The 23,499-nt window shown below is 41.9% G+C and carries 21 protein-coding genes, 2 rRNA genes and 3 pseudogenes; 11 read left to right on the top strand and 15 right to left on the bottom strand.

Annotation, left to right across the window (positions count from 1 at the left end; translation table 11 throughout):
• The first annotated feature begins 6 nt into the window (after positions 1 to 6).
• Positions 7 to 810, top strand: coding sequence for an ABC transporter ATP-binding protein (locus J500_RS02495; protein ID WP_004988838.1), 804 nt, complete (start codon positions 7 to 9; stop codon positions 808 to 810).
• Between the two features lie 46 nt (positions 811 to 856).
• On the opposite strand, the gene J500_RS02490 is transcribed toward J500_RS02495, so the two are convergent.
• From J500_RS02490 to rutA, 6 genes and pseudogenes are all read right to left on the bottom strand, one after another.
• Positions 857 to 1,723 (bottom strand): NAD(P)-dependent oxidoreductase, encoded by an 867-nt coding sequence (locus J500_RS02490; RefSeq protein ID WP_004994558.1) that lies wholly within the window; start codon positions 1,721 to 1,723, stop codon positions 857 to 859.
• A 15-nt stretch (positions 1,724 to 1,738) separates the two neighbouring features.
• A pseudogene (gene rutG / locus J500_RS02485) lies at positions 1,739 to 3,104 on the bottom strand (pyrimidine utilization transport protein G).
• 28 nt (positions 3,105 to 3,132) lie between these two features.
• Positions 3,133 to 3,699: an NADH-dependent FMN reductase RutF gene (gene rutF / locus J500_RS02480; RefSeq protein WP_004988841.1), complete on the bottom strand. Its 567-nt coding sequence runs from the start codon at positions 3,697 to 3,699 to the stop codon at positions 3,133 to 3,135.
• Between the two features lie 82 nt (positions 3,700 to 3,781).
• Entirely contained in the window at positions 3,782 to 4,162 is a 381-nt protein-coding gene (gene rutC, locus J500_RS02475) for a pyrimidine utilization protein C (protein WP_004988842.1), read from the bottom strand.
• A gap of 12 nt (positions 4,163 to 4,174) precedes the next feature.
• The gene (rutB, locus tag J500_RS02470; RefSeq protein ID WP_004994559.1) at positions 4,175 to 4,912 is read right to left on the bottom strand and encodes a pyrimidine utilization protein B; all 738 of its coding nucleotides are present in this window, start codon (positions 4,910 to 4,912) and stop codon (positions 4,175 to 4,177) included.
• Complete coding sequence (rutA, locus tag J500_RS02465; RefSeq protein WP_004988849.1) at positions 4,909 to 6,018, bottom strand: pyrimidine utilization protein A; 1,110 nt, start codon at positions 6,016 to 6,018, stop codon at positions 4,909 to 4,911. The genes rutB and rutA overlap by 4 nt, the downstream gene beginning before the upstream one ends.
• Positions 6,019 to 6,471: 453 nt before the next feature.
• Here rutA and J500_RS02460 point away from each other — a divergent pair, with 453 nt between their 5' ends.
• Positions 6,472 to 7,092, top strand: a complete 621-nt coding sequence (locus J500_RS02460) for a TetR/AcrR family transcriptional regulator (protein ID WP_010588879.1) — start codon at positions 6,472 to 6,474, stop codon at positions 7,090 to 7,092.
• Between the two features lie 92 nt (positions 7,093 to 7,184).
• Here J500_RS02460 and rutD read toward each other — a convergent pair whose 3' ends face one another.
• The 3 genes from rutD to J500_RS02445 all read right to left on the bottom strand — a co-directional run bounded on the left by rutD (position 7,185) and on the right by J500_RS02445 (position 9,829).
• Positions 7,185 to 7,976 carry a pyrimidine utilization protein D gene (rutD, locus tag J500_RS02455; RefSeq protein WP_004988852.1) on the bottom strand — a complete coding sequence of 264 codons (792 nt, stop codon included), beginning with the start codon at positions 7,974 to 7,976 and terminating at the stop codon, positions 7,185 to 7,187.
• Positions 7,977 to 8,054: 78 nt separating this feature from the next.
• Positions 8,055 to 8,636: a 5'-nucleosidase gene (locus tag J500_RS02450; protein WP_372463886.1), complete on the bottom strand. Its 582-nt coding sequence runs from the start codon at positions 8,634 to 8,636 to the stop codon at positions 8,055 to 8,057.
• 53 nt (positions 8,637 to 8,689) lie between these two features.
• Positions 8,690 to 9,829 carry a TDT family transporter gene (locus J500_RS02445; protein WP_004994564.1) on the bottom strand — a complete coding sequence of 380 codons (1,140 nt, stop codon included), beginning with the start codon at positions 9,827 to 9,829 and terminating at the stop codon, positions 8,690 to 8,692.
• Positions 9,830 to 10,033: 204 nt separating this feature from the next.
• Between J500_RS02445 and ribF the strand changes: the two genes are divergently transcribed.
• The 4 genes from ribF to J500_RS02425 all read left to right on the top strand — a co-directional run bounded on the left by ribF (position 10,034) and on the right by J500_RS02425 (position 14,945).
• Positions 10,034 to 11,035 (top strand): riboflavin biosynthesis protein RibF, encoded by a 1,002-nt coding sequence (ribF, locus tag J500_RS02440; protein WP_004994568.1) that lies wholly within the window; start codon positions 10,034 to 10,036, stop codon positions 11,033 to 11,035.
• A gap of 65 nt (positions 11,036 to 11,100) precedes the next feature.
• Positions 11,101 to 13,938, top strand: coding sequence for an isoleucine--tRNA ligase (ileS, locus tag J500_RS02435; protein ID WP_004994570.1), 2,838 nt, complete (start codon positions 11,101 to 11,103; stop codon positions 13,936 to 13,938).
• Positions 13,931 to 14,470: a signal peptidase II gene (gene lspA, locus J500_RS02430; RefSeq protein ID WP_004988863.1), complete on the top strand. Its 540-nt coding sequence runs from the start codon at positions 13,931 to 13,933 to the stop codon at positions 14,468 to 14,470. The genes ileS and lspA overlap by 8 nt, the downstream gene beginning before the upstream one ends.
• Complete coding sequence (locus tag J500_RS02425; protein WP_004988866.1) at positions 14,463 to 14,945, top strand: FKBP-type peptidyl-prolyl cis-trans isomerase; 483 nt, start codon at positions 14,463 to 14,465, stop codon at positions 14,943 to 14,945. The genes lspA and J500_RS02425 overlap by 8 nt, the downstream gene beginning before the upstream one ends.
• Positions 14,946 to 15,093: 148 nt before the next feature.
• On the opposite strand, the gene J500_RS02420 is transcribed toward J500_RS02425, so the two are convergent.
• Both J500_RS02420 and J500_RS02415 read right to left on the bottom strand, forming a co-directional pair.
• Positions 15,094 to 15,597 (bottom strand): hypothetical protein, encoded by a 504-nt coding sequence (locus tag J500_RS02420; RefSeq protein ID WP_010588881.1) that lies wholly within the window; start codon positions 15,595 to 15,597, stop codon positions 15,094 to 15,096.
• A 6-nt stretch (positions 15,598 to 15,603) separates the two neighbouring features.
• On the bottom strand, positions 15,604 to 16,050 hold the full coding sequence (locus J500_RS02415; RefSeq protein WP_004994572.1) for a hypothetical protein: 447 nt from the start codon (positions 16,048 to 16,050) through the stop codon (positions 15,604 to 15,606).
• A 71-nt stretch (positions 16,051 to 16,121) separates the two neighbouring features.
• On the opposite strand from J500_RS02415, the pseudogene J500_RS02405 reads away from it, so the two are divergent.
• From J500_RS02405 to J500_RS02385, 5 genes and pseudogenes are all read left to right on the top strand, one after another.
• Positions 16,122 to 17,278, top strand: a pseudogene (locus J500_RS02405) (IS3 family transposase); the annotation flags it as partial.
• Positions 17,278 to 17,907: pseudogene (gene icmH / locus J500_RS02400) on the top strand (type IVB secretion system protein IcmH/DotU); the annotation flags it as partial. The pseudogenes J500_RS02405 and icmH, both read left to right, overlap by 1 nt.
• 9 nt (positions 17,908 to 17,916) lie before the next feature.
• The gene (locus tag J500_RS02395; protein ID WP_010589050.1) at positions 17,917 to 18,489 is read left to right on the top strand and encodes a hypothetical protein; all 573 of its coding nucleotides are present in this window, start codon (positions 17,917 to 17,919) and stop codon (positions 18,487 to 18,489) included.
• Between the two features lie 9 nt (positions 18,490 to 18,498).
• Entirely contained in the window at positions 18,499 to 19,455 is a 957-nt protein-coding gene (locus tag J500_RS02390; protein WP_004988880.1) for a M15 family metallopeptidase, read from the top strand.
• Between the two features lie 70 nt (positions 19,456 to 19,525).
• Complete coding sequence (locus J500_RS02385; RefSeq protein ID WP_004988882.1) at positions 19,526 to 20,074, top strand: NADPH-dependent FMN reductase; 549 nt, start codon at positions 19,526 to 19,528, stop codon at positions 20,072 to 20,074.
• 213 nt (positions 20,075 to 20,287) lie between these two features.
• On the opposite strand, the gene J500_RS02380 is transcribed toward J500_RS02385, so the two are convergent.
• From J500_RS02380 to J500_RS02365, 4 genes are all read right to left on the bottom strand, one after another.
• Positions 20,288 to 20,599: an ankyrin repeat domain-containing protein gene (locus tag J500_RS02380; RefSeq protein WP_004988885.1), complete on the bottom strand. Its 312-nt coding sequence runs from the start codon at positions 20,597 to 20,599 to the stop codon at positions 20,288 to 20,290.
• Between the two features lie 619 nt (positions 20,600 to 21,218).
• On the bottom strand, positions 21,219 to 21,560 hold the full coding sequence (locus J500_RS02375; protein WP_004994577.1) for a hypothetical protein: 342 nt from the start codon (positions 21,558 to 21,560) through the stop codon (positions 21,219 to 21,221).
• Positions 21,561 to 21,739: 179 nt separating this feature from the next.
• Positions 21,740 to 21,854: ribosomal RNA gene (gene rrf / locus J500_RS02370) — 5S ribosomal RNA — on the bottom strand.
• A gap of 174 nt (positions 21,855 to 22,028) precedes the next feature.
• Positions 22,029 to 23,499: ribosomal RNA gene (locus J500_RS02365) — 23S ribosomal RNA — on the bottom strand; the annotation flags it as partial.

The following is a 23,499-nucleotide window of genomic DNA, read 5'->3' as shown; positions in this document are numbered from 1 at the left end:
TTGATCATGACCAATTTAAATTTACCGTTATATCCAGATAAACCAGCGAACCGACCTCTTGAAACGTCTGTTCAGGTTGAAGATGCACCGATAGGTGCCGAAATCAGTATTGAACAGCTGCATAAATTTTATGGGCAGGTGAAGGTTCTAGAAGATCTTGATCTGCATATTCGACCGGGTGAGTTTGTTGCGATTGTAGGTCGAAGTGGCTGTGGCAAAAGTACGCTGCTGCGCTTAATTGCAGATTTGGAACAACCCAGTTATGGCGAGATTAAGTTTAAATCTGCACGAAATTTTCGTGAAGGCATTACCAGTGATGATATTCGGGTGATGTTTCAGGATCCACGTCTTTTGCCCTGGAAAAGTATTTTACAGAATGTACAGCTAGGATTAGCCAAAGATAAACGTGATATTGCTGAACAACTCTTGGAAAAAGTCGGACTCAAAGACAAAGCAGATCAATGGCCATCACAGCTATCGGGAGGTCAACGCCAACGTACAGCGCTGGCTCGGGCTTTATCGCATTCACCACGTATCCTGCTTTTAGATGAACCTTTAGGCGCACTGGATGCTTTGACCCGTCTGGAAATGCAAAATCTGATTGAGCGCTTGTGGAAAGAACAAGGTTTTACCGCCATTTTGGTCACACATGATGTCAGTGAAGCAGTCCAACTCGCGGACAAAATTATTTTGCTGGATAAAGGTCATATTGCGCATAGTTTTGAGGTCAATCTACCTCGACCACGCAAAAAAGGGGCTGAATTTGCAGAATTAGAACAACGTGTATTAGAGGCTGTTTTGGCCACATAAATAAAGCCGCAATCTGCGGCTTTTATTCATTCAAGAATTTACCTATTTAATTCAACAATACTTGATGAGATTGCTCAAGCACTTGAATAGCCGCTGAAAAATCGACGTGCTCTGCTGTTTGTCGATCGGTTTGAGCATACAACTGTTGTACAGCATATAATAAACGTCCCTGCTGCTGAGTCTCTGCGATCAGATCAAGCGCGATTCCGATATCTTTTTGCAATAAATGCAGCGCAAACGTTTTATTAAAGCGCCGACTCATGATTTTTTGCGGCATCACCGTCTCAGACATGGTACTTTTACCACTGGAGTGATTAATACATGCCAAAGCAGCTTCTAAATTGACCCCACGCGCCTTGAGTACCGACAACCCCTCACTTAATGCCCAAAGATTAGCAGCCATCAAGCTATTATTAATCGCCTTGACCGCAAAGCCAGCTCCACTTTCTCCGACATGTTCAATCTTTCCCGCAAAGGCCTGAATCACAGCTTTGGCTCGTTCAAAAGCAGTGGCATCACCCCCAATCATTACAGTCAATGTTCCCTGTTCTGCACCAATGGTTTGTCCTGAAACTGGCGCATCCAAAAACTCGATATTCCGCTGTTTTAACGAATGGCTCAAGTGTTGTGCCGAGCAAGGAACACCACTGGTACAATCTATCCAGATACTGCCAGATTGAGGTGGATGTGCAGCAATCATCGCTTCCACCTCTGCACTTGTTGGAAGGGAGGAAAAAATAAAATCGGCCTGTACTAACACATCCAGATCAACTGCAACTGTTGCAAATTGGGCTGCATGTGCCTCTGCTTTACGTTGAGTTCGATTCCATACCATGACCGTGGCATCGAGCTGAGTTAAATGCCCCGCCATATGCCATCCCATCGCGCCTAGACCTATAAATCCGATACGCATCAGCAGATTTACTCCTTAAGACCGCGGGCTAAGCGGTTGAATATTTTGATCATCATGTGCTGAAGTGTCTGTCTGGTTTAAAGTCTTTTGATTTCGATTCAGTAATAAATTCAGTACAATCGCAGCCAGCGTCGCAGTTCCAATCCCGCCCAGATCAAACGAACCGATATGTAAACTGAAATTTCCTGCCCCCATGATCAAACTCACTGCGGCAATAATCAGGGTACTGTTTTGACTAAAATCAACCCGATTATCAATCCAGATTTTAGCCCCTGCCACGGTAATCAAACCCAAAGACCACGATCGAAGCGCCGCCCAGTAAAGCAACCGGAATGGTATGAATCACGGCACCAAATTTAGGTGAAAGACCCAGTAAAATGGCAAATATTCCCGCAACAACGAATACGGTCGTCGAATAAACTTTGGTTACCGCCATCACGCCAATATTTTCAGCATAGGTGGTCATCCCTGTCCCGCCAATTGAGGCAGACATGGTGGTACACACGCCATCAGCAAAAAATCCACGCCCCATATACGGCGAAAGATTGCGTCCAGTCATGGCAGAAACCGCCTTAAAGTGCCCCAGATTTTCTGCTACTAAAATCAAGGCAACAGGGGCTATCAGCAAAATCGCATTGGCTTGAAAAACGGGCGTATGGAAGGTCGGTAAGCCAAACCAAGCCGCTTGCGCAATGGGGGTAAAATCAATGGGTTTGCCCCATCCCAATACATTGGCGAAGATAAAATAGGCAAAATAAGCCACACATAACCCGACCAGTAATAGCAAACGTCGAAGCATGCCTTTGGTGAATACTGCTACTGCGCTAATACATAGAATAGTGAGAACCGCCATCCATGTATCAAAACCATTGCTAGAAACGCCTTTAATCGTCACTGGAGCAAGATTTAATCCGATGATCATGACGATGGCACCTGTGACAATCGGTGGCATCAATTTTTCAATCCATGCCGTACCTGTACGCATCACCACCAAACCAATCAGCGCATAAATTATTCCGCAGACAACTGTTCCTCCCAAAGCCAAAGCCAGATTTGGGTTTGCTCCAATACCGTTGTAGCCCGTTGCCGCGGCAACTGCTGCAATAAACGCAAAACTTGAACCTAAATAGCTGGGTAAACGCCCACCTGTAATTAAAAAGAATAAAATGGTGCCAAAACCAGTAATAAAAATCGTCAGATTGGGATCAAAACCCATCAATAACGGTGCCAGCACGGTTGCCCCAAACATGGCAAAAGCATGTTGTAAACCCAGTACAACACTTTTTCCTGCGGGAAGATATTCATCAATCTGAACAGGATTTTGATCCAGATTGCCTTGATAAGGTTTAAATTTGACAAACCACGGTTCTTGACTCGACATCGCTATTTCTCCTCATTTCACATGAGATTTAAGCTACATAATGGGGTTCACAATAGTTGCGGTTAAAATACATTAGGGGGTTTTGCCCCTGACCATACTGGATCGCCTTGACCTCGCAGAAAAAAACATCGTGGCTACCGACGGATAGGCTCTGCACCACTTCACAATCAAACGACACCAAGGCATCTTCTAAAACAGGCGCCTGTGTGACCAATGTTTGCCATTCTCCCTGAGCAAAGCGTTCAGGCATTGGTGTTTTGCCACCAAAAAGATTAGATAGGGTGGTCTGATGCGCCGCCAGCGTATTGACACAGAGCACCTGATTTTTCTGAAAAGTTTCAAATACAGAAGCAGAACGGTTTAAACACACCAATAATGTCGGTGGGCTATCGGTAACACTGCACACGGCGGAAGCCGTAAAACCTGATTTCCCAGCGACACCATCGGTGGTAATCACATTAACCGCAGCGCCCAGATTGGACATCCCCTGTCGAAAGGCCTGTTGATCGACCTGCAAATGCGTAGAACGATGAGACGGTGTAATTTTTTCAAGCAAGCTTTTAAGCTGATTTGTGGTGTGTGTTAATACAGTCATTGCTGATCTCCCCCTCAAAACATCAACGTCATGAGGATTCACGTATGCTATTTAACAGCATAAGAAATTGGTTTTGGTGTAGTTAAACGTGCGCCACTGAGGCGATTTCAACCAGCGCATCGGGTTTGACCAATCCCACCTGAATGCAGTAACGGGCGGGACGTTCATCTGGAAAATATTCCGCATAAACCTGATTGATCGCAGCATAATCGACCCAGTCACGCAAAAAGATGTGATTAAAGGTGACATCTTTTAAACTGCCACCTGCATTGCTCAAGATGCTCTTGATGGTCTCCAGCACATGCCGGGTTTGTGCAGCAGCATCGCCTACATGCACCACATCGTTGTTTTCATCCAGCGCTAAAATGCCTGAGACATATACGATATTATCGGCTTTGGTTGCAGGCACATACGGTGCTAAAGGCGGTGGTGTTCCTGCTGGTAAAATAATCTGTTTAGGCATGACGATACTCCCTTAAGCGGTCTTGGCAAACTCTGGGTTATGTTGAAATGTGTCGACAAAACTTTGCGTATCTGACACCCAGCCAAAAAAGGTTTTGATGTTGTACATACTGGCCGTATGCATTTCTGGCGGACCTGCTTGATAACAGGCATCATCCAGAGCCACCCCAAAATATTCGAGGAAGAAACCATCGCGCAGAGTCGATTCCACACAGACATTGGTGGCAATCCCGACAAACACCAAATTGCGAATCCCGCGAGCGCGTAACATGCTATCCAGTGCGGTATTGAAGAAACCGCTATATCGTGGTTTTTCAATCACAATATCGTGTGCGGTGGGTTGTAACTCATCAATGAGTTCAAAATCCCAACCGCCCTTTGCCAGTAATTTACCCTGTAGCTCAGGCTGCTTACGCATGGTTTTCAGCGCATTGGATTTATGAAAATTAGGCGAACCTGCACCGCCCGCTTCGACATATTGATCATCCCAACCATTTTTAAAGTAAATCACTTGAATGCCCGCAGCATGGGCTGCTGTAATCGCTTTTTGAATATTGGCAACCACAGGTTTGGTTTTGGACACATCAAAACCTGCCAGATCCAGATAACCTCCGATCGAGTTATAGGCATTTTGCATATCAATTACGATGAGAGCGGTCTGTTCTGGCACAAGTTGGATCGCTTCAGGTTCTGCTTTCAACACACGACCTGTACCTGCGCGTTCGGTAAAATCTGCAATCACGGTATTCATGCGCTTTTCTCCAAAGTTTGAGTGGGTTGATACTCAGCAACCACCTCCTGACGCGATTTCATCAGCGGTTGGATCCGTTCGCCAAAGTCTTCAACGCCTTGTACAAAGTCATCAAAAGTCAGCAAGATGCCTTCTGTCCCCTGAATTTCAGCAATTTCATCCAGCATGGCGGCGACCTTCTCATACGAACCAACTAGCGTTCCCATGTTGATATTGACGGGTGAAACACTGGATGCCATTTGACGAATATTGGTATCTGTGCCTGATTTAGTATCTTTGCCGCCCTGATTCATCAGCCAATTGATCGCCTCTACATCGGCACCGTCGTTATAGCTTTGCCATTTCGCCATTGCTTTTGCATCGTTTTCTGCCGCAATCACCATAAACAACACATAGGTCTGAACATCACGACCTGTTTGGTCGGTAAAATGTTTTAAACGATCATTAATTTCTGCGTATGCCGTTGGTGTATTCAATCCTTTACCAAATACAAAGTTATAGTCGGCATGTTGGGCGGAAAATTCGAGCCCTGTATCGGATTGTCCTGCGCAGATAATTTTCATCTCACTTTGTGGTTGCGGGCTCACCCTGCAATCATCCATCTGAAAATGTTCGCCCTTAAAATCCGACTGCCCTGTCGCCCAAAGTTCTTTCAAAATTTGAACGTACTCAGATAAGTATTCATAACGCTTACCGAAATATTCATCGCCTGGCCACATCCCCATTTGGCTATATTCAGGGGCTTGCCAACCTGTCACGACATTCAGACCAAAGCGTCCATTGGAGATTGAATCAATGGTCGAAGCCATCCGAGCCACAATCGCTGGCGGCATGACCAATGTTGCCGCAGTTGCATAAATCTTAATTTTGCTGGTAACCGCAGCCAATCCTGCCATCAGGGTAAAAGTTTCGAGGTTATGATCCCAAAATTCAGTTTTTCCACCAAATCCACGCAACTTGATCATGGACAGGGCAAAATCGAAACCATAATGTTCAGCGCGTTGTACAATTTGCTTGTTGAGTTCAAAAGTGGGCATATATTGTGGCGCATTTTCTGAAAGCAGCCAGCCATTGTTTCCGATGGGACAAAAAACACCTATTTTCATTTGGTCAATCCTCTTGGGAAGATGTAATGCATGGATGACTTGAGCAATCGCTAAAACTCATCGATTCAATTTTTAAGAATGGCCATTTCTTGTTATTTTCTAATGCATATGCCATGCCAACTTTGTTTTATTCATAATTTATAAGCATTTGAATAAAACATATGGTCAAATTGTTTTTACCGTTTAGTAAAATTATGGCGCACAACAATGCACTATTTGAGTGAAACGCGAGTCAATAACGTGCAAAAAAACAGCAAAACCATCATCATGACATTCGACTAAAATTTATATAATTTGTTTGCTTTTTGAACAAAAAGATGCTGGAATTTCAAACAACTCCCGCAAGATGAAGTACTTATTTTTTCTTCTCGGGCAGAAAAATAAATTTAGGCTGTGCACAAATCGCGCGGTTTACCTTACAATCCTTCTGAACCGTCTAGACTAGTTATGCCAATGGAACAAAAAAAGAGTACGCAAAAACGAAATCAGTTGCTCAGTGCTGCACTGGATGTCTTTTCAACTTACGGTTTTAGCGGGGCAAGTCTGGATGAAATTGCTCAACTGGCAAATATGCATAAGTCCAATATTTTCTATTATTATGAAAATAAAGAAGCGCTTTATGTGGAAGTGCTGACCACGGTTTTACAAAAATGGCTGGCACCTTTACAAACACTGGAAGTTGAACTCGAACCGACAGAAGCACTGGCGCATTATTTGATTCAAAAAATAGAAGTATCACGGACTCAACCTAAAGCCTCTAAGCTTTTTGCTTTAGAGATTATTCAAGGTGCACCGCATATTTTGGAAATTTTAAAAGGGCCATTAAAAAAACTGTTTAAACGCAAGGCCAAAGTGATTCAAATATGGCAGGAACAAGGCAAGATTTCTGCCGACATTGATCCAGAATTATTGATTTTAAACATCTGGGCGGTCACTCAAAATTATGCTGACTTTAGTATTCAAATGGAAATGGTCACAGGCAAAACCCTGCGTAATCGTAGTATGCAGCAACGTGCCATTGAGCATACGGTACATATGATGCTTTACGGCGTATTGCCACGTCCTTCAGCTTGATCTTTATCGGTGTTAATCAGCTTTAGAAGATTAAAATTGACGAGACTCGTCACAGCGCATTTTACTACCATCTGAATGGTGATAAAGATCGATCAAATCTGCTGTAAAAATCTTAAAATCCGCTGATTGACCAAAGCCGCTTGCGTTACCGTTGAAGCGTGCCCTCCATCTGCCATCAAATAGAGTTCGGCTTGAGCTACTAATTTCCACAGTTTTAAACTTTGATGATATGGCACCAACATATCATCTTGATTTGCAATCAAAAGAACGGGCCTTTGCGCAAGCTCAGTCAAATGCTGTGGTGTGATCTGAAAATGCATTAATGCTGAAATACGTCGTATAACATTTTGAATTGGTGGAAAATCTTTTTGCTGTTTTTGTTCTTGTTGCTCAATTTCAAGATGATACTGAGAAATCCAGCTTGGCGGATATAAAAATAAAGCCTGTGCAGCAATATACGCCGCAACTCCCGCATGTTCGAGTAAAGCCAATCGGGTTTGGAAAGATTTTAAAGTGTGTGGATCTAGCGCTGCCCACCCATTAATCACGGTTAAGCTTTGCATGTTTAATCCAGATGTAGCAAGCAACTGAGTTAATTCCAGCCCAATAAATCCGCCTATCGCATGACCAACAAAATGGAACTGGTGAATATTCAGTTGTAGCAATAGATTTTTAATTTGCTCGGCTAAATCCTGAAAAGAATAAGTTTCTGACAATAAGGCACTATCAGCATGACAGCCTTCATGATCATAAATCAAAACATTATAAGCTTGCTGAAAAGCAGCAATCTGTGGCTGCCAAAACTGGCCGTGTCCACCCAGACCCGAAGAAAAAACCACATATTCCTGACTGGCATTGAAAGCAGGATAAAGCTGATAGTTCATTTTAAACCATTTGGTCAAATTAAGTTATCAATCACCCAGCAAGATTTATGCCTTTTTCTTCAAACCTAATTCACTATTTTAGAAATGGCGCTGATATAAGGCCAGTAACTTCTGTGCGCCCAAAAGTAAATTGGCTTCCCAATCCAAATGCGCCGTATCATTGGCACCATCACTAATGTATTTAACGGAAATACAGCGAACACCTAGTTTTTTACACACCTTGGCGATCGCATACGCTTCCATATCCACCAGATCACAGGTGAGCTTGGGTACACCGGTTTCAAAAGAATCACCTGTACCACAAATGCCTTTTGGCAATTCTGAAAAAAAGGGTTCAAGTTCAATTGCAGCAGGAAAGTCCTGATCCAAAGGCGTAGTTCCAATCGCAAAGCCCAAAGGAGAAACGTCCATATCACGTTGCACCACCTGACTGACTTCAACCAATGTATGTGCATCAAACGTAGCACTGCCTGCACTCCCCAAATTCAACAGCACATCACAGCCCGTTTTTTGAATCACGTCAAATGCACTAAAGGCGGCATTGATTTTGCCAATACCGCTATAGTGAACACGAATACCCGCCTGCTCAAATAGACCTTTGGATTCATCAGGAATTGCCATGATCAGCGCAACTTTCATGTTGTATTCTCTCCGTTTCATTACAGCGCATTTAAGCTGATCAATTTTACATATACAACTTTATCTAAAAAGAATTAATGATTTTCCTGCTGCTGTTTCCAAATCTGTAAGCAAGGAGAAAAAAATAATTGTCCTGAATATGCCCCACGAATGGTTTTTAAAGTGACCAACACCCATAAACCCAATAACAACATCATCAAACCGTGGACAATCACCGTCAAACTACTCCATTGTAATTGTAACGCCAATTGTTGCAGTGCCAAGATGAACACTCCTAAAGGAAAGGTCAATCCCCACCAGCCCAAATTAAATGGAATGCCCTGTCGCAAATGATGCAAACTTGCAAAAATCGCAATGCCTAACCACCAAATACCGACTCCCACAAACACCAGAGCAATGAATAGACCGCTATGCTGCAAAAAAGGCCCAAGCAGTTGTAAATTATGCTGTTGCAAAACCTGTGGAGCAGCCTGTCCAAGTAACAGCATTGCCAGTGCTCCCGTTCCAATCGGGCCAATCGATAACCAGCTTGAAATCGCCAATTCTTTTGGGGGGATTTGATGTAAAGCCAATCGCAATATCAAAATGGCCAAAACTAAAAAAGCAGGTAATACAGACGTGCCCCAGAGGATGTAACTGCCCCACAAGATGGTGACAGCATTGGGTAAATCTGGCGCAACATTCAAAATTAAGCCCCCAGAGCTTGCGGCAACTTCTGCGGCGACAATAGGAAGCAACCACATTGCGGTCATGCTCGGTAGTGTATGTTGCTGACGACTAAACATACAAAATGGCACAATCCATCCCACCAAAATCGCCAATAGCACATCCAGATACCAAAGTTTAAGCGCAATCAGCACAGCCAATTCACCGAAAAGAGGCACGCCATAGCTCAAAAAACCATTGAGAACCGTGGCCAATGCCATGGGAATCGTACCCAGAAACAAACTCATCGTCGGATGACTCAAAATCTGCTTGGCTTCTTCAGGGTAAAAAAACCAGCGCGCCAGATACAGCACACTAAAAACAATGAACAATGCGCTATTGAATATCCATAACATCATGCCAAGACGATAAAATGAACTGGATGCAAAAGGAAAATGCGCCAAAATCAAGGCGACCACACCGGTACCCATGACCACCGCAAACCAATTTGGGGTAAATTCCCGAATCAATTTTTGCTTCAATTGCATTTGATCAAATAGAATATTCATCCAATTTATCTCATCGTCTGATAGAAGCATCATAATCAAAGTTTAAAATAAGAAAAATTGATTTATTTTTAATTTAATTATCAATATTATTGATAATAAGAAAAAAGATCGTGCTTTTTGCCTGCATAAAAACGCAACAATAGCACCAAGCCCTCAGTTTATGGCAATATAGAGGACTTTCAAAAATTAGCTTCATTGACATCCATGAAACTGCTCCGCCTGAATGCCTTATCGCCAAATTTTAAGTTGCCTGCGACTGCGGTGACGATTGGCAACTTTGACGGTGTCCATTTGGGGCATCAGGCGATGATCGCGCAACTCAAAAAAATTGCACAATCAAACGGCTTAAAAACGCTGGTGATGGTCTTTGAGCCCCAACCCCTTGAATATTTTAAAGGCTTTGATGCGCCACCAAGGATTAGTTCGCTTCGAGAAAAAGTCGAATATTTGACTGAATTAGGCGTGGACTATATTGCTATTGCCAAATTTGATGAACAATTTCGCGGTCTAAGCGCGCAAGAATTTGCAGATTTACTACATTTTAAACTCAATGCACAGCAACTGATTTTGGGCGATGATTTTCACTTTGGTAAAAACCGTCAGGGCAATAGCGCGTTTTTACGTGATTATGGCTTTCAAGTCACCAATTTAGACACCATTGAATATCATGGAGAACGGGTCAGCTCTACTCGTATTCGTCAGGTTTTGGCCGAAGGTGATTTGGCTCTGGCAGCACAGCTGTTGGGTCGTCCTTATAGCATTATAGGTCGAGTGCAATATGGCGATCAGATTGGTCGAACCATTAATTTCCCGACCATTAATGTGCGTTTAAATCGTCATAAGCCGTGTTTAAGCGGTATTTATGGGGTAGATGTGGTCTGTGAAAGCAGGTCTCTACGCGATAAAGTGCAAAGTGATGATCCTACACAGATAGGCATTGCGGGCTATCATCCAGACAGTTTATTTGGTGCAGGTCATGTCGGAACACGCCCTGCGATTCAACAGGAACATCCCGAATGGCGATTGGAAGTACATTTCCCGCAAGTTTCTGCTAATCTGTATGGCCTATTGATGCGAGTGACGTTTCTAAACTTTTTGCATGGTGAACGAAACTATCCATCGCTGGACGCGCTGAAAACTGGAATTGACCAAGATGTGGAAGATTTGCTTGAATTTCGAGAGCAACACCCACAATTCCCTTTTTAATCTTGAATTTTTTTGATGCTAAAACACGTCAGCTTTAACGCTGATCGAACTGGAAGACAACTTGCATGAGCGATAAGCAAACTCCTGAAAATGCCGTGGATTATAAAGCCACACTCAACCTGCCGGGCACCGAATTTGCCATGAAAGCCAATCTGGCTGTGCGCGAAGTCAAATGGTTAGAAGAGTGGTATGCCGACAACATTTATCAGAAGATTCGTGCAGCGCGTATTGGCAAGAAAAAATATGTTTTACATGATGGCCCTCCTTACGCGAACGGTCAGATCCACTTGGGTCATGCAGTCAATAAGGTCTTAAAGGACATTATTGTTAAAAGCCGTGTCATGGATGGTTTTGATGCGCCTTATGTACCGGGTTGGGACTGTCACGGTTTACCCATCGAACTCAAAGTCGAAGAAAAAGTCGGTAAGGTTGGTGTAAAGGTCGATGCTTCAACTTTCCGTAAAGCTTGCCGTGAATACGCCATGAGTCAGGTCGATTTACAGCGCAAAGACTTTATTCGTATGGGTGTGTTTGGTGATTGGCAAGATCCGTACCTGACCATGAATTTTAAACAAGAAGCGGATATCGTCCGTGCTCTAGGTGAAATTCAAAAAGCAGGTCATATCGAGCCAGGCTTAAAACCTGTCAATTGGTGTATCGATTGTGGTTCAGCACTGGCAGAAGCCGAAGTTGAATATGAAGATAAAAAGTCCGATGCAATTGATGTCGGTTTTGGTGTGGTTGATCTGGATGATCTTGGTCAGCGCGTAGGTGTTGCAGTCACTGCACCAACCGATATCGTGATCTGGACGACGACGCCATGGACATTACCTGCCAACCAAGCGGTTGCATTACATGCCGAAATTGACTATCAATTGGTACAGGCACAAAGTGACCGCGGTACTCAGAACTTTATCTTAGCCAAAGATCTGGTTGAATCTGCGATTGCCCGTTATAAACTAGAAAATCCGGTTGTTTTGGCAGATTTTAAAGGCGCGGTGCTTGAACATCTGAGCTTACAGCATCCCCTGTTGGCTGATCGTCAAGTGCCTGTGATTTTAGGTGAGCACGTCATTGCGACCAGTGGTACAGGTGCTGTACATACCGCGCCGGGTCATGGTGCAGACGACTATAAAGTGGGTCTGATCTATAACCTGAAAGTGGATAATCCTGTCGGTGGCAATGGCGTGTATTTACCGACTGCGCCCATTTTTTCAGGCGAACATATTTATAAAGCCAATCCGCAAATTATTGAAGCATTAGGCGCTGTGGGCCGTTTATGGGCGCATCAACCGATCGTACACAGCTATCCACATTGCTGGCGTCATAAAACCCCTATTATCTTCCGTGCCACACCGCAATGGTTTATCAGCATGGATGCCAAGGGTTTACGTGAATGTGCCTTAAATGCGATTGAAAATGACATCAGCTTCGTGCCTGACTGGGGTAAAAACCGAATTGAGTCGATGATCGAAGGTCGTCCAGACTGGTGTATCTCACGTCAACGAACTTGGGGTGTTCCAATTCCGTTCTTTGTGCATAAAGATACGCATGAACTGCATCCACGTACGGCTGAACTGATCGAAGAAGTAGCGGAGTTGATTGAGAAAGAAGGCATTGATGCTTGGTTCAATCGTGAAGCCAAAGACTTTATCGGTGCAGATGCCGAACAGTACAATGCGGTACGTGATACGCTCGATGTCTGGTTCGATTCAGGTACAACCCACTATGCCGTATTACGTCAACGTGAAGAACTCACCGATCCTGCCGATTTGTATTTAGAAGGGTCAGATCAACATCGTGGCTGGTTCCAGTCATCTTTATTGACTTCGATTGCCATCAACGAACGCGCGCCATATAAAGGTCTACTCACACACGGTTTCGTGGTCGATGAAAAAGGTCGCAAAATGTCGAAGTCTTTGGGCAATATCATCACGCCACAAGACATCATCAAAGACATGGGTGCCGATGGTCTTCGTTTCTGGATTGCTTCGAGCGACTATCGTTATGAAATGACTGCGGGTAAAGAAATTTTCAGTCGTGCATCAGACGGTTATCGTCGTATCCGTAATACCTTGCGTTTCTTGTTGGCCAACCTCAATGGCTTTAAACCATCAACCGATGCCCTGCCAGTTGATCAACTGATTGCATTGGATCAATACATCCTGCAACGTGCTGTTGAGGTTCAAAAAACGATTCAACAAGCCTATGAAGATATGAACTTCCATATCGTATGTAGCGCTTTGACCAATTTCTGTATCAATGACTTGGGTGGTTTTTATCTCGATATCATTAAAGATCGTCAGTACACCACCAAAGCGGATTCACAGGCGCGTCATTCTGCACAAACTGCACTGTATCACTTAGTTCAAGCCTTTGCTCGCTGGATGGCACCGATCTTGAGCTTTACTGCACAAGAAGCATGGCCATTGATCCCAGAGCAAACCGAACAATATGTGTTTACGGCTGAATGGTATGATTTGCCTGTCGCATCCACAGCAAACCTGATTTCTGAAGCCGATTGGCAAACCTTGATTCAGGTTAAATCAGCAGTCAACAAGCAGATTGAAGCGGCACGTAATGCCAAGCTGGTCGGAAGTAATTTGTCTGCCAAAGTTGAGATTTGGGCCAAAGATGAACTGCAAACAGTATTGAACCAATTAGGTGATGAATTACGTTTTGTTCTCATTACGTCTCAAGTCAATGTCTATCCATTCGCTGAACAAGGTGAAGCAACCGAGATGGATGGCTTACGCGTGCAAATTTCGGCAGCAGAAGGTGAAAAATGTGTGCGTTGCTGGCATGTATTGCCAGATGTGAATACCCATACTGATCATCCGGGTTTATGTGGTCGTTGTATCGTAAACGTCACAGGTCGTGGCGAAGTGAGAAAATATGCCTAAGACCCAAACAAAACAAGGCTTATTCCAGTTTTATCCACATAATCTGATTTGGCTTGGACTGGCTGTCCTTGCCATCATTTTAGATCAATGGACCAAATGGATCGCCAGTACTCATCTGAATTATGCCGATCCTGTACCTGTCTTACCATTTTTAAACTGGACGCTGTTGCATAACTATGGCGCAGCATTCAGTTTTCTCTCGGATGCAGGCGGTTGGCAGCACTATTTATTTACAGGGCTAGCAGGTATTGTCTCGATTATTTTTGTGTTTTGGCTGATGCGTATGCCTAAACACAGTATCATCTTGCCTGCGGCCATTGCTCTGATTCTAGGCGGTGCTTTAGGCAATTTAATTGATCGTATGACCTTGGGTTATGTGGTCGATTTTATTCATGTCTACTATAAAGACCACCATTTTCCTGCATTCAATATTGCCGACAGTGCCATTACGCTAGGAACCATCCTCTTGTTAATTGATACTTTTTTTCTTGAAAAGAAACGTATCCAACGTGCAGAAGTGAAACATGACTGAAATTATTCAACCAAATGAAGAAATTCGTATTCAAGAAGGCGCTCAGGTCGAGTTACATTTTTCTGTAGCGCTGGAAAATGGCGTCGAGATTGATAATACGCGTAGTCGCGAACAACCAGTCAGCTTAACCATTGGTGATGGTAATTTATTACCGGGTTTTGAAAAGGCTTTATTTGGTTTACGTGCAGGCGACCGTCGTACCGTGCATTTGCCACCAGAAGATGCTTTTGGTCCGTGGAACCCTGAAAATGTTCAAAAGTTTGATACAGTTAAATTTGAACAGCGTCCTATCGTCGGTCATATGATTGAATTTGAAGATAAAGCCAAAGCATCATTATTTGGTGTTGTGGCATCAGTCAATGATGATATTACCGAAGTGGATTTTAATCATCCGCTTGCAGGTAAAAATATTAGTTTTGAAGTTGAAATCTTTAAAGTCACCCCTGCTGGTCAGCAAGGGATCAAGTTGATGTGATACCCATGTAAATGATTTGAACCTTCTAGTTGGACTAACAACGTCCAACTTTAGGAGGAAGGTTAATAAATGAGGTTTTTATTGACGATAATCATCTGTATCTAAAATTTTAAATAACTTTCTTCGAATAAATAGGTAAAATTTTAAATTATTTTAGATTCAAACATTTTAATTGATTTAAATAGTCTTTATCTTCATTAAGACGTTGAATATAAAGATTTTGGTATTTTAGTATTTTTTTTGTATCTTTCTGAAGACTTTCTGGAATTTTTTCCAAATCTATAAATATTGAATACTTCTGAATAAATTTATTCATTATACAAAGACCATCAACGGCTTCCAGAGTTATTTTCTTATTGTGTTTAATATCATTTTCAAAATTATCATTATCTACTTCATAAGTACCTATTAAATTTTCTACTTTACGAACTGTATAAACAAATAACTCATTATTCATTTCAGACTTACTATTAACAGTATTATATGCCGCTATATATAATTTTCTTGACTGGCTTATATCATCAGCAATACTGATAGTTCTTGATCTAAGTTCATTACTTATTTCAATTTTTCGTTTTTGCTGATTTCCACTATCTGCATGACTACAACCGACCATTAGCATGCTCATAAATAAAATAATTAAATTTTTCATCGATATTCACCATTCAGTGCTATCAAAGGTTGCTTCCTCTTCCGAAATTGGCACTTGATAACTGTATTTTGTTCGGCAAAGTTCATAAGCTTGCGTATTCCATTTTTTATTAAAAATCATTTGATAAAGCCTTTGTCCAATCATAAATGGGCCTCTATTTCTTCTAGTATTCATAGCCAATGCTGTGTATCTAGCACTACCAAAAATACCGTATCCAGTAGGACTAAGCTGTATAATATCTTCCAGATTCTTATAGTGAGCTGCCACTCTAATACTAAAACTATCCTTCAAAAGTTCTGTCGCCACAATAAGAGCCTTATCTCTTGAAATTCTATATAAATAGCTAGCAAATCTTAAATACATCATTGTATGAAAATATTCAGTATAGATTAACCCTGGACTATTTTTTTCAATTTCTTTCAAATCAAATTCAAGACCAAATCGTAAAGCCATTGATCCTAGCCAAAATAATGGACAATGATTCCCTCTAAAGATAACGTAACATTAACTTTGGAGATGTAAAAATGGCTAAACGCTTTAGTCCAGAATTTAAACAACAAGCAATTGATTATGCACTTTCAAACTCGCACGAATCTGTGGCTGCTATCGCCCAGAAATTAGGTGTGGGTTATTCAACATTAGATAAATGGATTCGTGAGACCAACCCCACTGGTTCCAGCAAAAGACAGCTCTCGCCAGAACAACAGCGTATTCTCGATTTAGAAAAAGAAGTCAAACAACTCAGGGAAGCTAATGATATTTTAAAAAAGGCGCATGTGTACTTCCTGACAGATCATGCCAAGAAAAGTACACGGTAATCCAAGGCCTAGCTGTGACTGAAATTACGGTTTCTTCTGCCTGTAAATGCCTAGGTGTCAGCACTTCGGGCTACTATGCTTGGCGAAAGAGACAGATTTACGTCAATCAGAAGTACACTGATTTAAAAGCTGTATATTGGCAACACCATGCTCGCTTAGGAGCACCTTCATTGGTGCACGACATGCATGATTTAGGTTACTGCATGAGTGAACGTACAGTTGGAAGGATGCTGAAAAAGCTCAGTTTACGCAGCAAGATTGGACGTAAATATAAGCATACGACTGATTCAAATCATCATTTGCCGACGGCACCGAATTTATTAGATCGCCAGTTTACAGTCACTCTGCCAAATAAAGTTTGGACAACAGACATCACCTATATCCGAACCAAAGAAGGTTGGCTGTATTTATGTGTGATGCTAGATTTATTTAGTCGTCGTATTATAGGTTGGCAAACCAGCCATCGGATAGATCGTCAATTGGTATGTGATGCATTTAATTATGCAATGGCACGTCAGGGGTATCCAACAGGTGTCATGGTGCATTCGGACCAAGGCTCACAGTACTGTAGTCGTGATTTTAGAGCACTATTATTGGCGAATAACTGTATTCAAAGCATGTCACGTAGGGGGAATTGTTGGGATAATGCGGTGACTGAAAGCTTCTTTCATACATTGAAAGGTCATGTGATACATGGCAGTGTATTTGCCACTCGAAAAGAAGCCAATGCTGTCTTGTTTGAATATATTGAAGTTTACTACAATCGAATCAGACGACATTCTGCAAACGGCTGGTTAAGTCCTGAAACCTTTGAACATAAATATTTTAAGAATTTAGAGGGATATGTTGTCCACGATACTGTCAATTTCGGACAAAAATTCTGGATTTGCTCAATCGATTTGAACAACAGGCCAAGAAATTACATTTTTCTGCTGATGATATCCATGATGCAAAATACGCGTTTTGTGCATTATTAGATGAAACCATTGTCACACAACCAGACCCTAGTTATTTTAATCTCCAAAATGCATGGTTAATTAGCCCCTTACAACTCAGCCTATTTGGTTCTCAACTAGCAGGCTATCGTTTTTTTGAAATTTTGGAACAATTACGTAGCCGCGGCAAAGATCGCCTCCCTGCACTTGAAGTTTTCCACTACTGCTTACTTTTAGGTTTTCAAGGCAAATATCGTATTGAATCCATTGAAAATTTAAATCATTTGGTGGCACGTGTTGGTGATGAAATTGATTATCTCAAAGGGAAAAAAGCAGCTTTTTCTCCTTTTGCTGCGATTCCAGATCAAATTAAACACATGATCCATGGCGAATTACCGTTCTTCTGGATTCTGATTTTCCTACTCTTATTTGCATTACTTAGTTTTGCTGGTTTACGTTATATGCTTTCCAACCAAAGCTCTCACGCACTAGCACCTTATCAGAACGTAATTTCGGCTCCTGCTGAAGAAGCTCACATTACTATTTATTTGCCTTAGTGAATGCATATGGCTCAAGATAAACCAACATCGATTCGCATCTTACAAAGTCATAAAAAGAAGATGTTATCACCAGCTATACTGGTTTTGAGTGGTTTTTTAGCTGGAATATTAGTCAGTATTTTCGGATTTATGCTTTTTATCAAAAGCTCAAATATCAATGAAAATACCAATTTAAACTTAGATGCAACTTCAGCGGCTGACCATACTGAAGCCACTCAACAACCTATAAATGCTGAGCATACTACGGATCATTCACATTCTAAGCAAGAGCATGCCTTAGCCCCTCAAGAAGCAGACGATGATGAAGCAATTCAACAGCCTAAAGACAGTGATTTGAGTAAGTTATTTCAACATGCTCCTGCTGCTGCACGTGTTTCTCCATTTGAAGTCACCAAAGCTCCAACACCTGCTCAAAAGCCAATGCCTACAGTAAAAGCAGCCGCCCAATCTATAGCGATTGAACCGAAAAACAACGCAGTTCAGACGGATAAAAATTCGATTGCTCCGTCAGAAAAAGTTGAGAGTCCGCGTGCTTCTGTCGAAATTGAAGTCACTCGAAAACCTTTTGAAGTACAGTAAACAGCTTCCATGATTCTGCTGATTTTGATTTGTTTTTTCGGGCTTGCTTTCGCTTTAGCCTGTCTGATGTCCTACGAATTGCGTCAAAAGCTTTTAAACTCATTACATAATGTATTACCACAAAGCAAACAAAAGCTAAATCGGGTAAAAACTTTTGCACAGCATGTTCATCACGCTTCTGCACCTGAACGACTTCAATCGCACTGGTATGTACAACAATGGTGGATTTTAATTGCTGGTTTTTTTCTGTTTGCCAGTGTGATGATATTTGCTTTTACACGACCCATTCAGCCAACACATATAGAAGCTGAATATTTAAAAGAAGTCGATCCACAAATTTATACGCTTTTGAATGGTGAAATTTTAACTCCTCCTCCTGAAGTGGATGAGTCTCTGGTTGAAGCTGCCATCGTTGAAGCCAATCAGCTTGAACAACAATATCAAGCTCAAAATAATCAGTCGATTCAGACATCACAACTCGAATCTCTACATCATCATGGTTCACTAGACGATCAGTTGGTTGATCGTAAGTGGGATAAAATGCATCCACGCTATAAACAACGTTTGCTCATGGTCTTTAAACTGATGAAAGAGCGTTATGGCTACGAACTGGTTTTACTCGAAGGTTATCGTAGTCCTGCACGTCAAAACCTTCTTTCAGGCAATCCTAATACAACACGCGCACGTGGTTATCAGAGTTATCACCAATTTGGTCTAGCCGCAGATGTTGCCTTCAAGCGTAATGGTAAAGTGGTCATTACTGAACGTGATCCATGGGCGATGCGTGGCTATCAATTGTATGGTGAAGTCGCTGAATCAGTCGGTCTTACTTGGGGTGGTCGTTGGAAATCGATTCAAGACTATGGACATACTGAATACCGCATGCCAGGTTTGAAAAAGACCAAAGAAATGGCAGATCAACTACTAGCTGAAGCAGAAAGGACAGTAAACAACTCAAATTTATAACAAAGCTCTACTTTTCAAATCTACTCTAGATTGGTTAACTGCTAATTGACATTATAATTTTGGAATAATCATGCGCATTTATATTATTGTTGGAAGTATCCGTGAGGGACGTACTGCGATCAAAGTCGCAAATTGGGTAAACCATTGTCTTTCGAGTCAACCAAATACAGATCTTCAAGCTGAAATTATTGATTTAAAACAATGGGATTTACCACTTTTCGCAGGCAGCCATCCACCTGCTACGGGAATTTACGATCAACCCAAACAACAAGAGTGGGCCGATAAAATTGCGCAGGCAGATGCCTTTATTTTTATTAGCCCTGAATACAATCACGGTTATAGCCCTGCGCTTAAAAATGCATTGGATTATTTGGGCAAAGAATGGAGTGGAAAACCAGCCTCATTTATTAGCTACGGGGTGACCTATGGTTCAAATTCGGTTGGACAAATTCGTCAAGTCACCTCAAGTTTGAATATGATCGATCCGAATGCAGTGATTGAAATTCGAGATATCTTCAAACGTAATAAAGAAGAAAGCTTTGAAGCCAATGAATTTGAAGAAAAAGCATTAACCGATTTGGTACAGAAACTCAAAAAATACCAAAAAAATTCTGTGTAAGCTAAAACTTACATATATCGTCGTTATTGCCGAATTGGTGTATCAATAGATTTCATCTATTCTATAAAATATACAGAGACAGGAAGTCTCATTGAAAATAATAAGATGCATAGGATGCGGTCATAGATAGGATATTTGTGGCACTATAAACGGAATATAAAGAAGCCCTGTCAGGATGATGGGGCTTCTTTTTATCTATTACTTATATACGATTTACAGACTTCTTAAATATTCAACCACATCGATATTTTTTGCCATTTCAGCAAGCTGTAGCGCAGTATATTCGCCTTTATATGCAACATTTGCACCTTTTCCCACGAGTAACTTCACTACGGCTAAATTGTCATTCTCAGCAGCGGCCTGTAATGCACTATACCCCTCATCATCCGTCTGATTGGGATCAGTTCCTTCTGCCAATAATTGTTCGACTTGTTCCACATCACCAAGAGATGCACAGTATACAAGTTCAGGAAGATGTAACTCTTCATCATCTTCAGGGAGTTGAGAGAAGGAGTTGAAATGCATAATCAGATATCTCCTTTAAATTAGTTCATTACGATTTCTAAGTACCCAGTATGAGTAATAATGAAATTAAGATATCTTTAAAAGTATAAATATTACAACTGACGGAAAACAAATATAGTCTCCTAATATTTATACCGTGATTTCTAACCCTTACTCTAGATCTTCTACCCAAACGAAACAATTACAGGATGAACTCACGTATAGAGTACTATTAAATCATCCTTTAAATCACAAGAGATCCATGTATCTCATGGAGGAATATCATAATGATCTATATATTCCCTTTGCAAGCTGGAAAAATTAAATTAAATTGATGCTGACATTCATCAGCAATCATTGAATCATTCAAACCAAGCTCTTGATAAAACTCAATATTCGTTCTTTCAATGTCTCATAAAAAAATCCTTGCTTTGATAAATTACTATGCTTTTCAACAAACTAATGAACTAACGCACTGAAATGATCGAATGTAAAATAAGTAACATTCAATTCCACTGTGCGCATCACCTTATATGGAAAGAGTCCTGAATCTCTATGGCAACTTTGAAATGAGTTCTAATCGATTTTTTTATTGCATCAAAAACATCATGAAATAAAGAATATTTAATCTGATTCATCGTTATGCATTTTCGCTGTGAAATTTTTCCCATGCTATAGATTCGATATTACCAGTCAGTTCATTTGATGCCTCATCAAATAACTTATACATGATTTGATACTGAGCGATTGACGCACTTCCTTCAAGACCTAACAAAATCGTATATAGCGCATCCGTTAAAACTTCTGAAACAATATTTTTAGTCAAATTAATTTGTTCATTACTCATTCCAGATTCTGCTAACACATGAATTCGTGATATATCGGAATCAATAGTAAAGTATCCTCTAATCAGATTATCCTTTAGGTCTTTAAATTCTTGTACAAATTCTTCTGTGGTAATAAAAACATTATTATTAATCACTTAAATTCCTCATTCTATAACCCAACTTCCTTAATTTTAATTAGGGTCTAAAACAATAAGACGTGTATTAGTTTAGCCGATTTTTTTAATAATTTTTCCTTTATTCTTAGTCAATTTTAAAATTCCGTACATTAAAAAAACCTCCCTTACTCTAAGTAAGGGAGGTTTTGCATTTAAAAAGCTGGCGATGACTTACTCTCACATGGCTAACGCCACACTACCATCAGCGCGAAGAGGTTTCACTTCTGAGTTCGGGAAGGGATCAGGTGGTTCACTCTTGCTATTGTCGCCAGCAAACTGTTGTGGTGCTTTGGGGTCTTATTCACATTACTTAATAATGTATGCCTTACTTACAAACCAAAGAGTTATTAACGGATTGGAAATTGAGTCGGTATTGTAACTAGTTTATTGACTAAATCAAGTTTTGTATTGAATTTATCTTGAATACAACAACTGTTTGGGTGTTGTATAGTCAAGCCTCACGAGCAATTAGTATTGGTCAGCTTCACATATCACTATGCTTCCACATCCAACCTATCAACGTCCTAGTCTTGAACGGCTCTTTAGGTGACATATAGTCACAGGGAAATCTTATCTTGAGGTAGGCTTCCCGCTTAGATGCTTTCAGCGGTTATCCCTTCCGAACATAGCTACCCGGCGATGCGACTGGCGTCACAACCGGTACACCAGAGGTTCGTCCACTCTGGTCCTCTCGTACTAGGAGCAGATCCTCTCAAATTTCCAGCGCCCACGGTAGATAGGGACCGAACTGTCTCACGACGTTCTAAACCCAGCTCGCGTACCTCTTTAAATGGCGAACAGCCATACCCTTGGGACCTGCTTCAGCCCCAGGATGAGATGAGCCGACATCGAGGTGCCAAACACCGCCGTCGATATGAACTCTTGGGCGGTATCAGCCTGTTATCCCCAGAGTACCTTTTATCCGTTGAGCGATGGCCCTTCCATACAGAACCACCGGATCACTAAGACCTACTTTCGTACCTGCTCGACTTGTGGGTCTCGCAGTTAAGCGCGCTTTTGCCTTTATACTCTACGCGTGATTTCCGACCACGCTGAGCGCACCTTCGTACTCCTCCGTTACTCTTTAGGAGGAGACCGCCCCAGTCAAACTACCCACCAGACATGGTCCTCGCCCCGGATTACGGGGCAGAGTTAGAACCTCAACATTACCAGGGTGGTATTTCAAGGATGGCTCCAATGCAACTGGCGTCACATCTTCATAGCCTCCCACCTATCCTACACAAGTAAGGTCAAAGTTCAATGTCAAGCTGCAGTAAAGGTTCACGGGGTCTTTCCGTCTAGCCGCGGGTACACTGCATCTTCACAGCGATTTCGATTTCACTGAGCCTCTGCTGGAGACAGCGCCGCCATCATTATGCCATTCGTGCAGGTCGGAACTTACCCGACAAGGAATTTCGCTACCTTAGGACCGTTATAGTTACGGCCGCCGTTTACTGGGGCTTCGATCAAGAGCTTCGCTTACGCTAACCCCATCAATTAACCTTCCAGCACCGGGCAGGCATCACACCCTATACGTCCACTTTCGTGTTTGCAGAGTGCTATGTTTTTAATAAACAGTTGCAGCGGCCTGGTTTCTGCGGCTGCCAAGCGCTCAGGGAGCAAGTCCCATCACCCTCAGCAGCGTACCTTCTCCCGAAGTTACGGTACCATTTTGCCTAGTTCCTTCAGCAGAGTTCTCTCAAGCGCCTTGGTCTACTCGACCTGACCACCTGTGTCGGTTTCGGGTACGATTCCTGTGTAACTGAAGCTTAGAGACTTTTCTTGGAAGTATGGTATCAGCCACTTCACTATACAAGTACAGCTTGATATCGACTCTCAGCATAGAGCACCCCGGATTTGCCTAAGATGCATGCCTACTGTCTTTCACCTGGACTACCAACGCCAGGCTGACTTAACC

Source organism: Acinetobacter sp. 479375 (assembly GCF_000581715.1).
Lineage (GTDB): Bacteria > Pseudomonadota > Gammaproteobacteria > Pseudomonadales > Moraxellaceae > Acinetobacter > Acinetobacter ursingii.
Note: the sequence above shows the minus strand (reverse complement) of the source record. Positions and strands in the feature narration are given on the sequence as shown.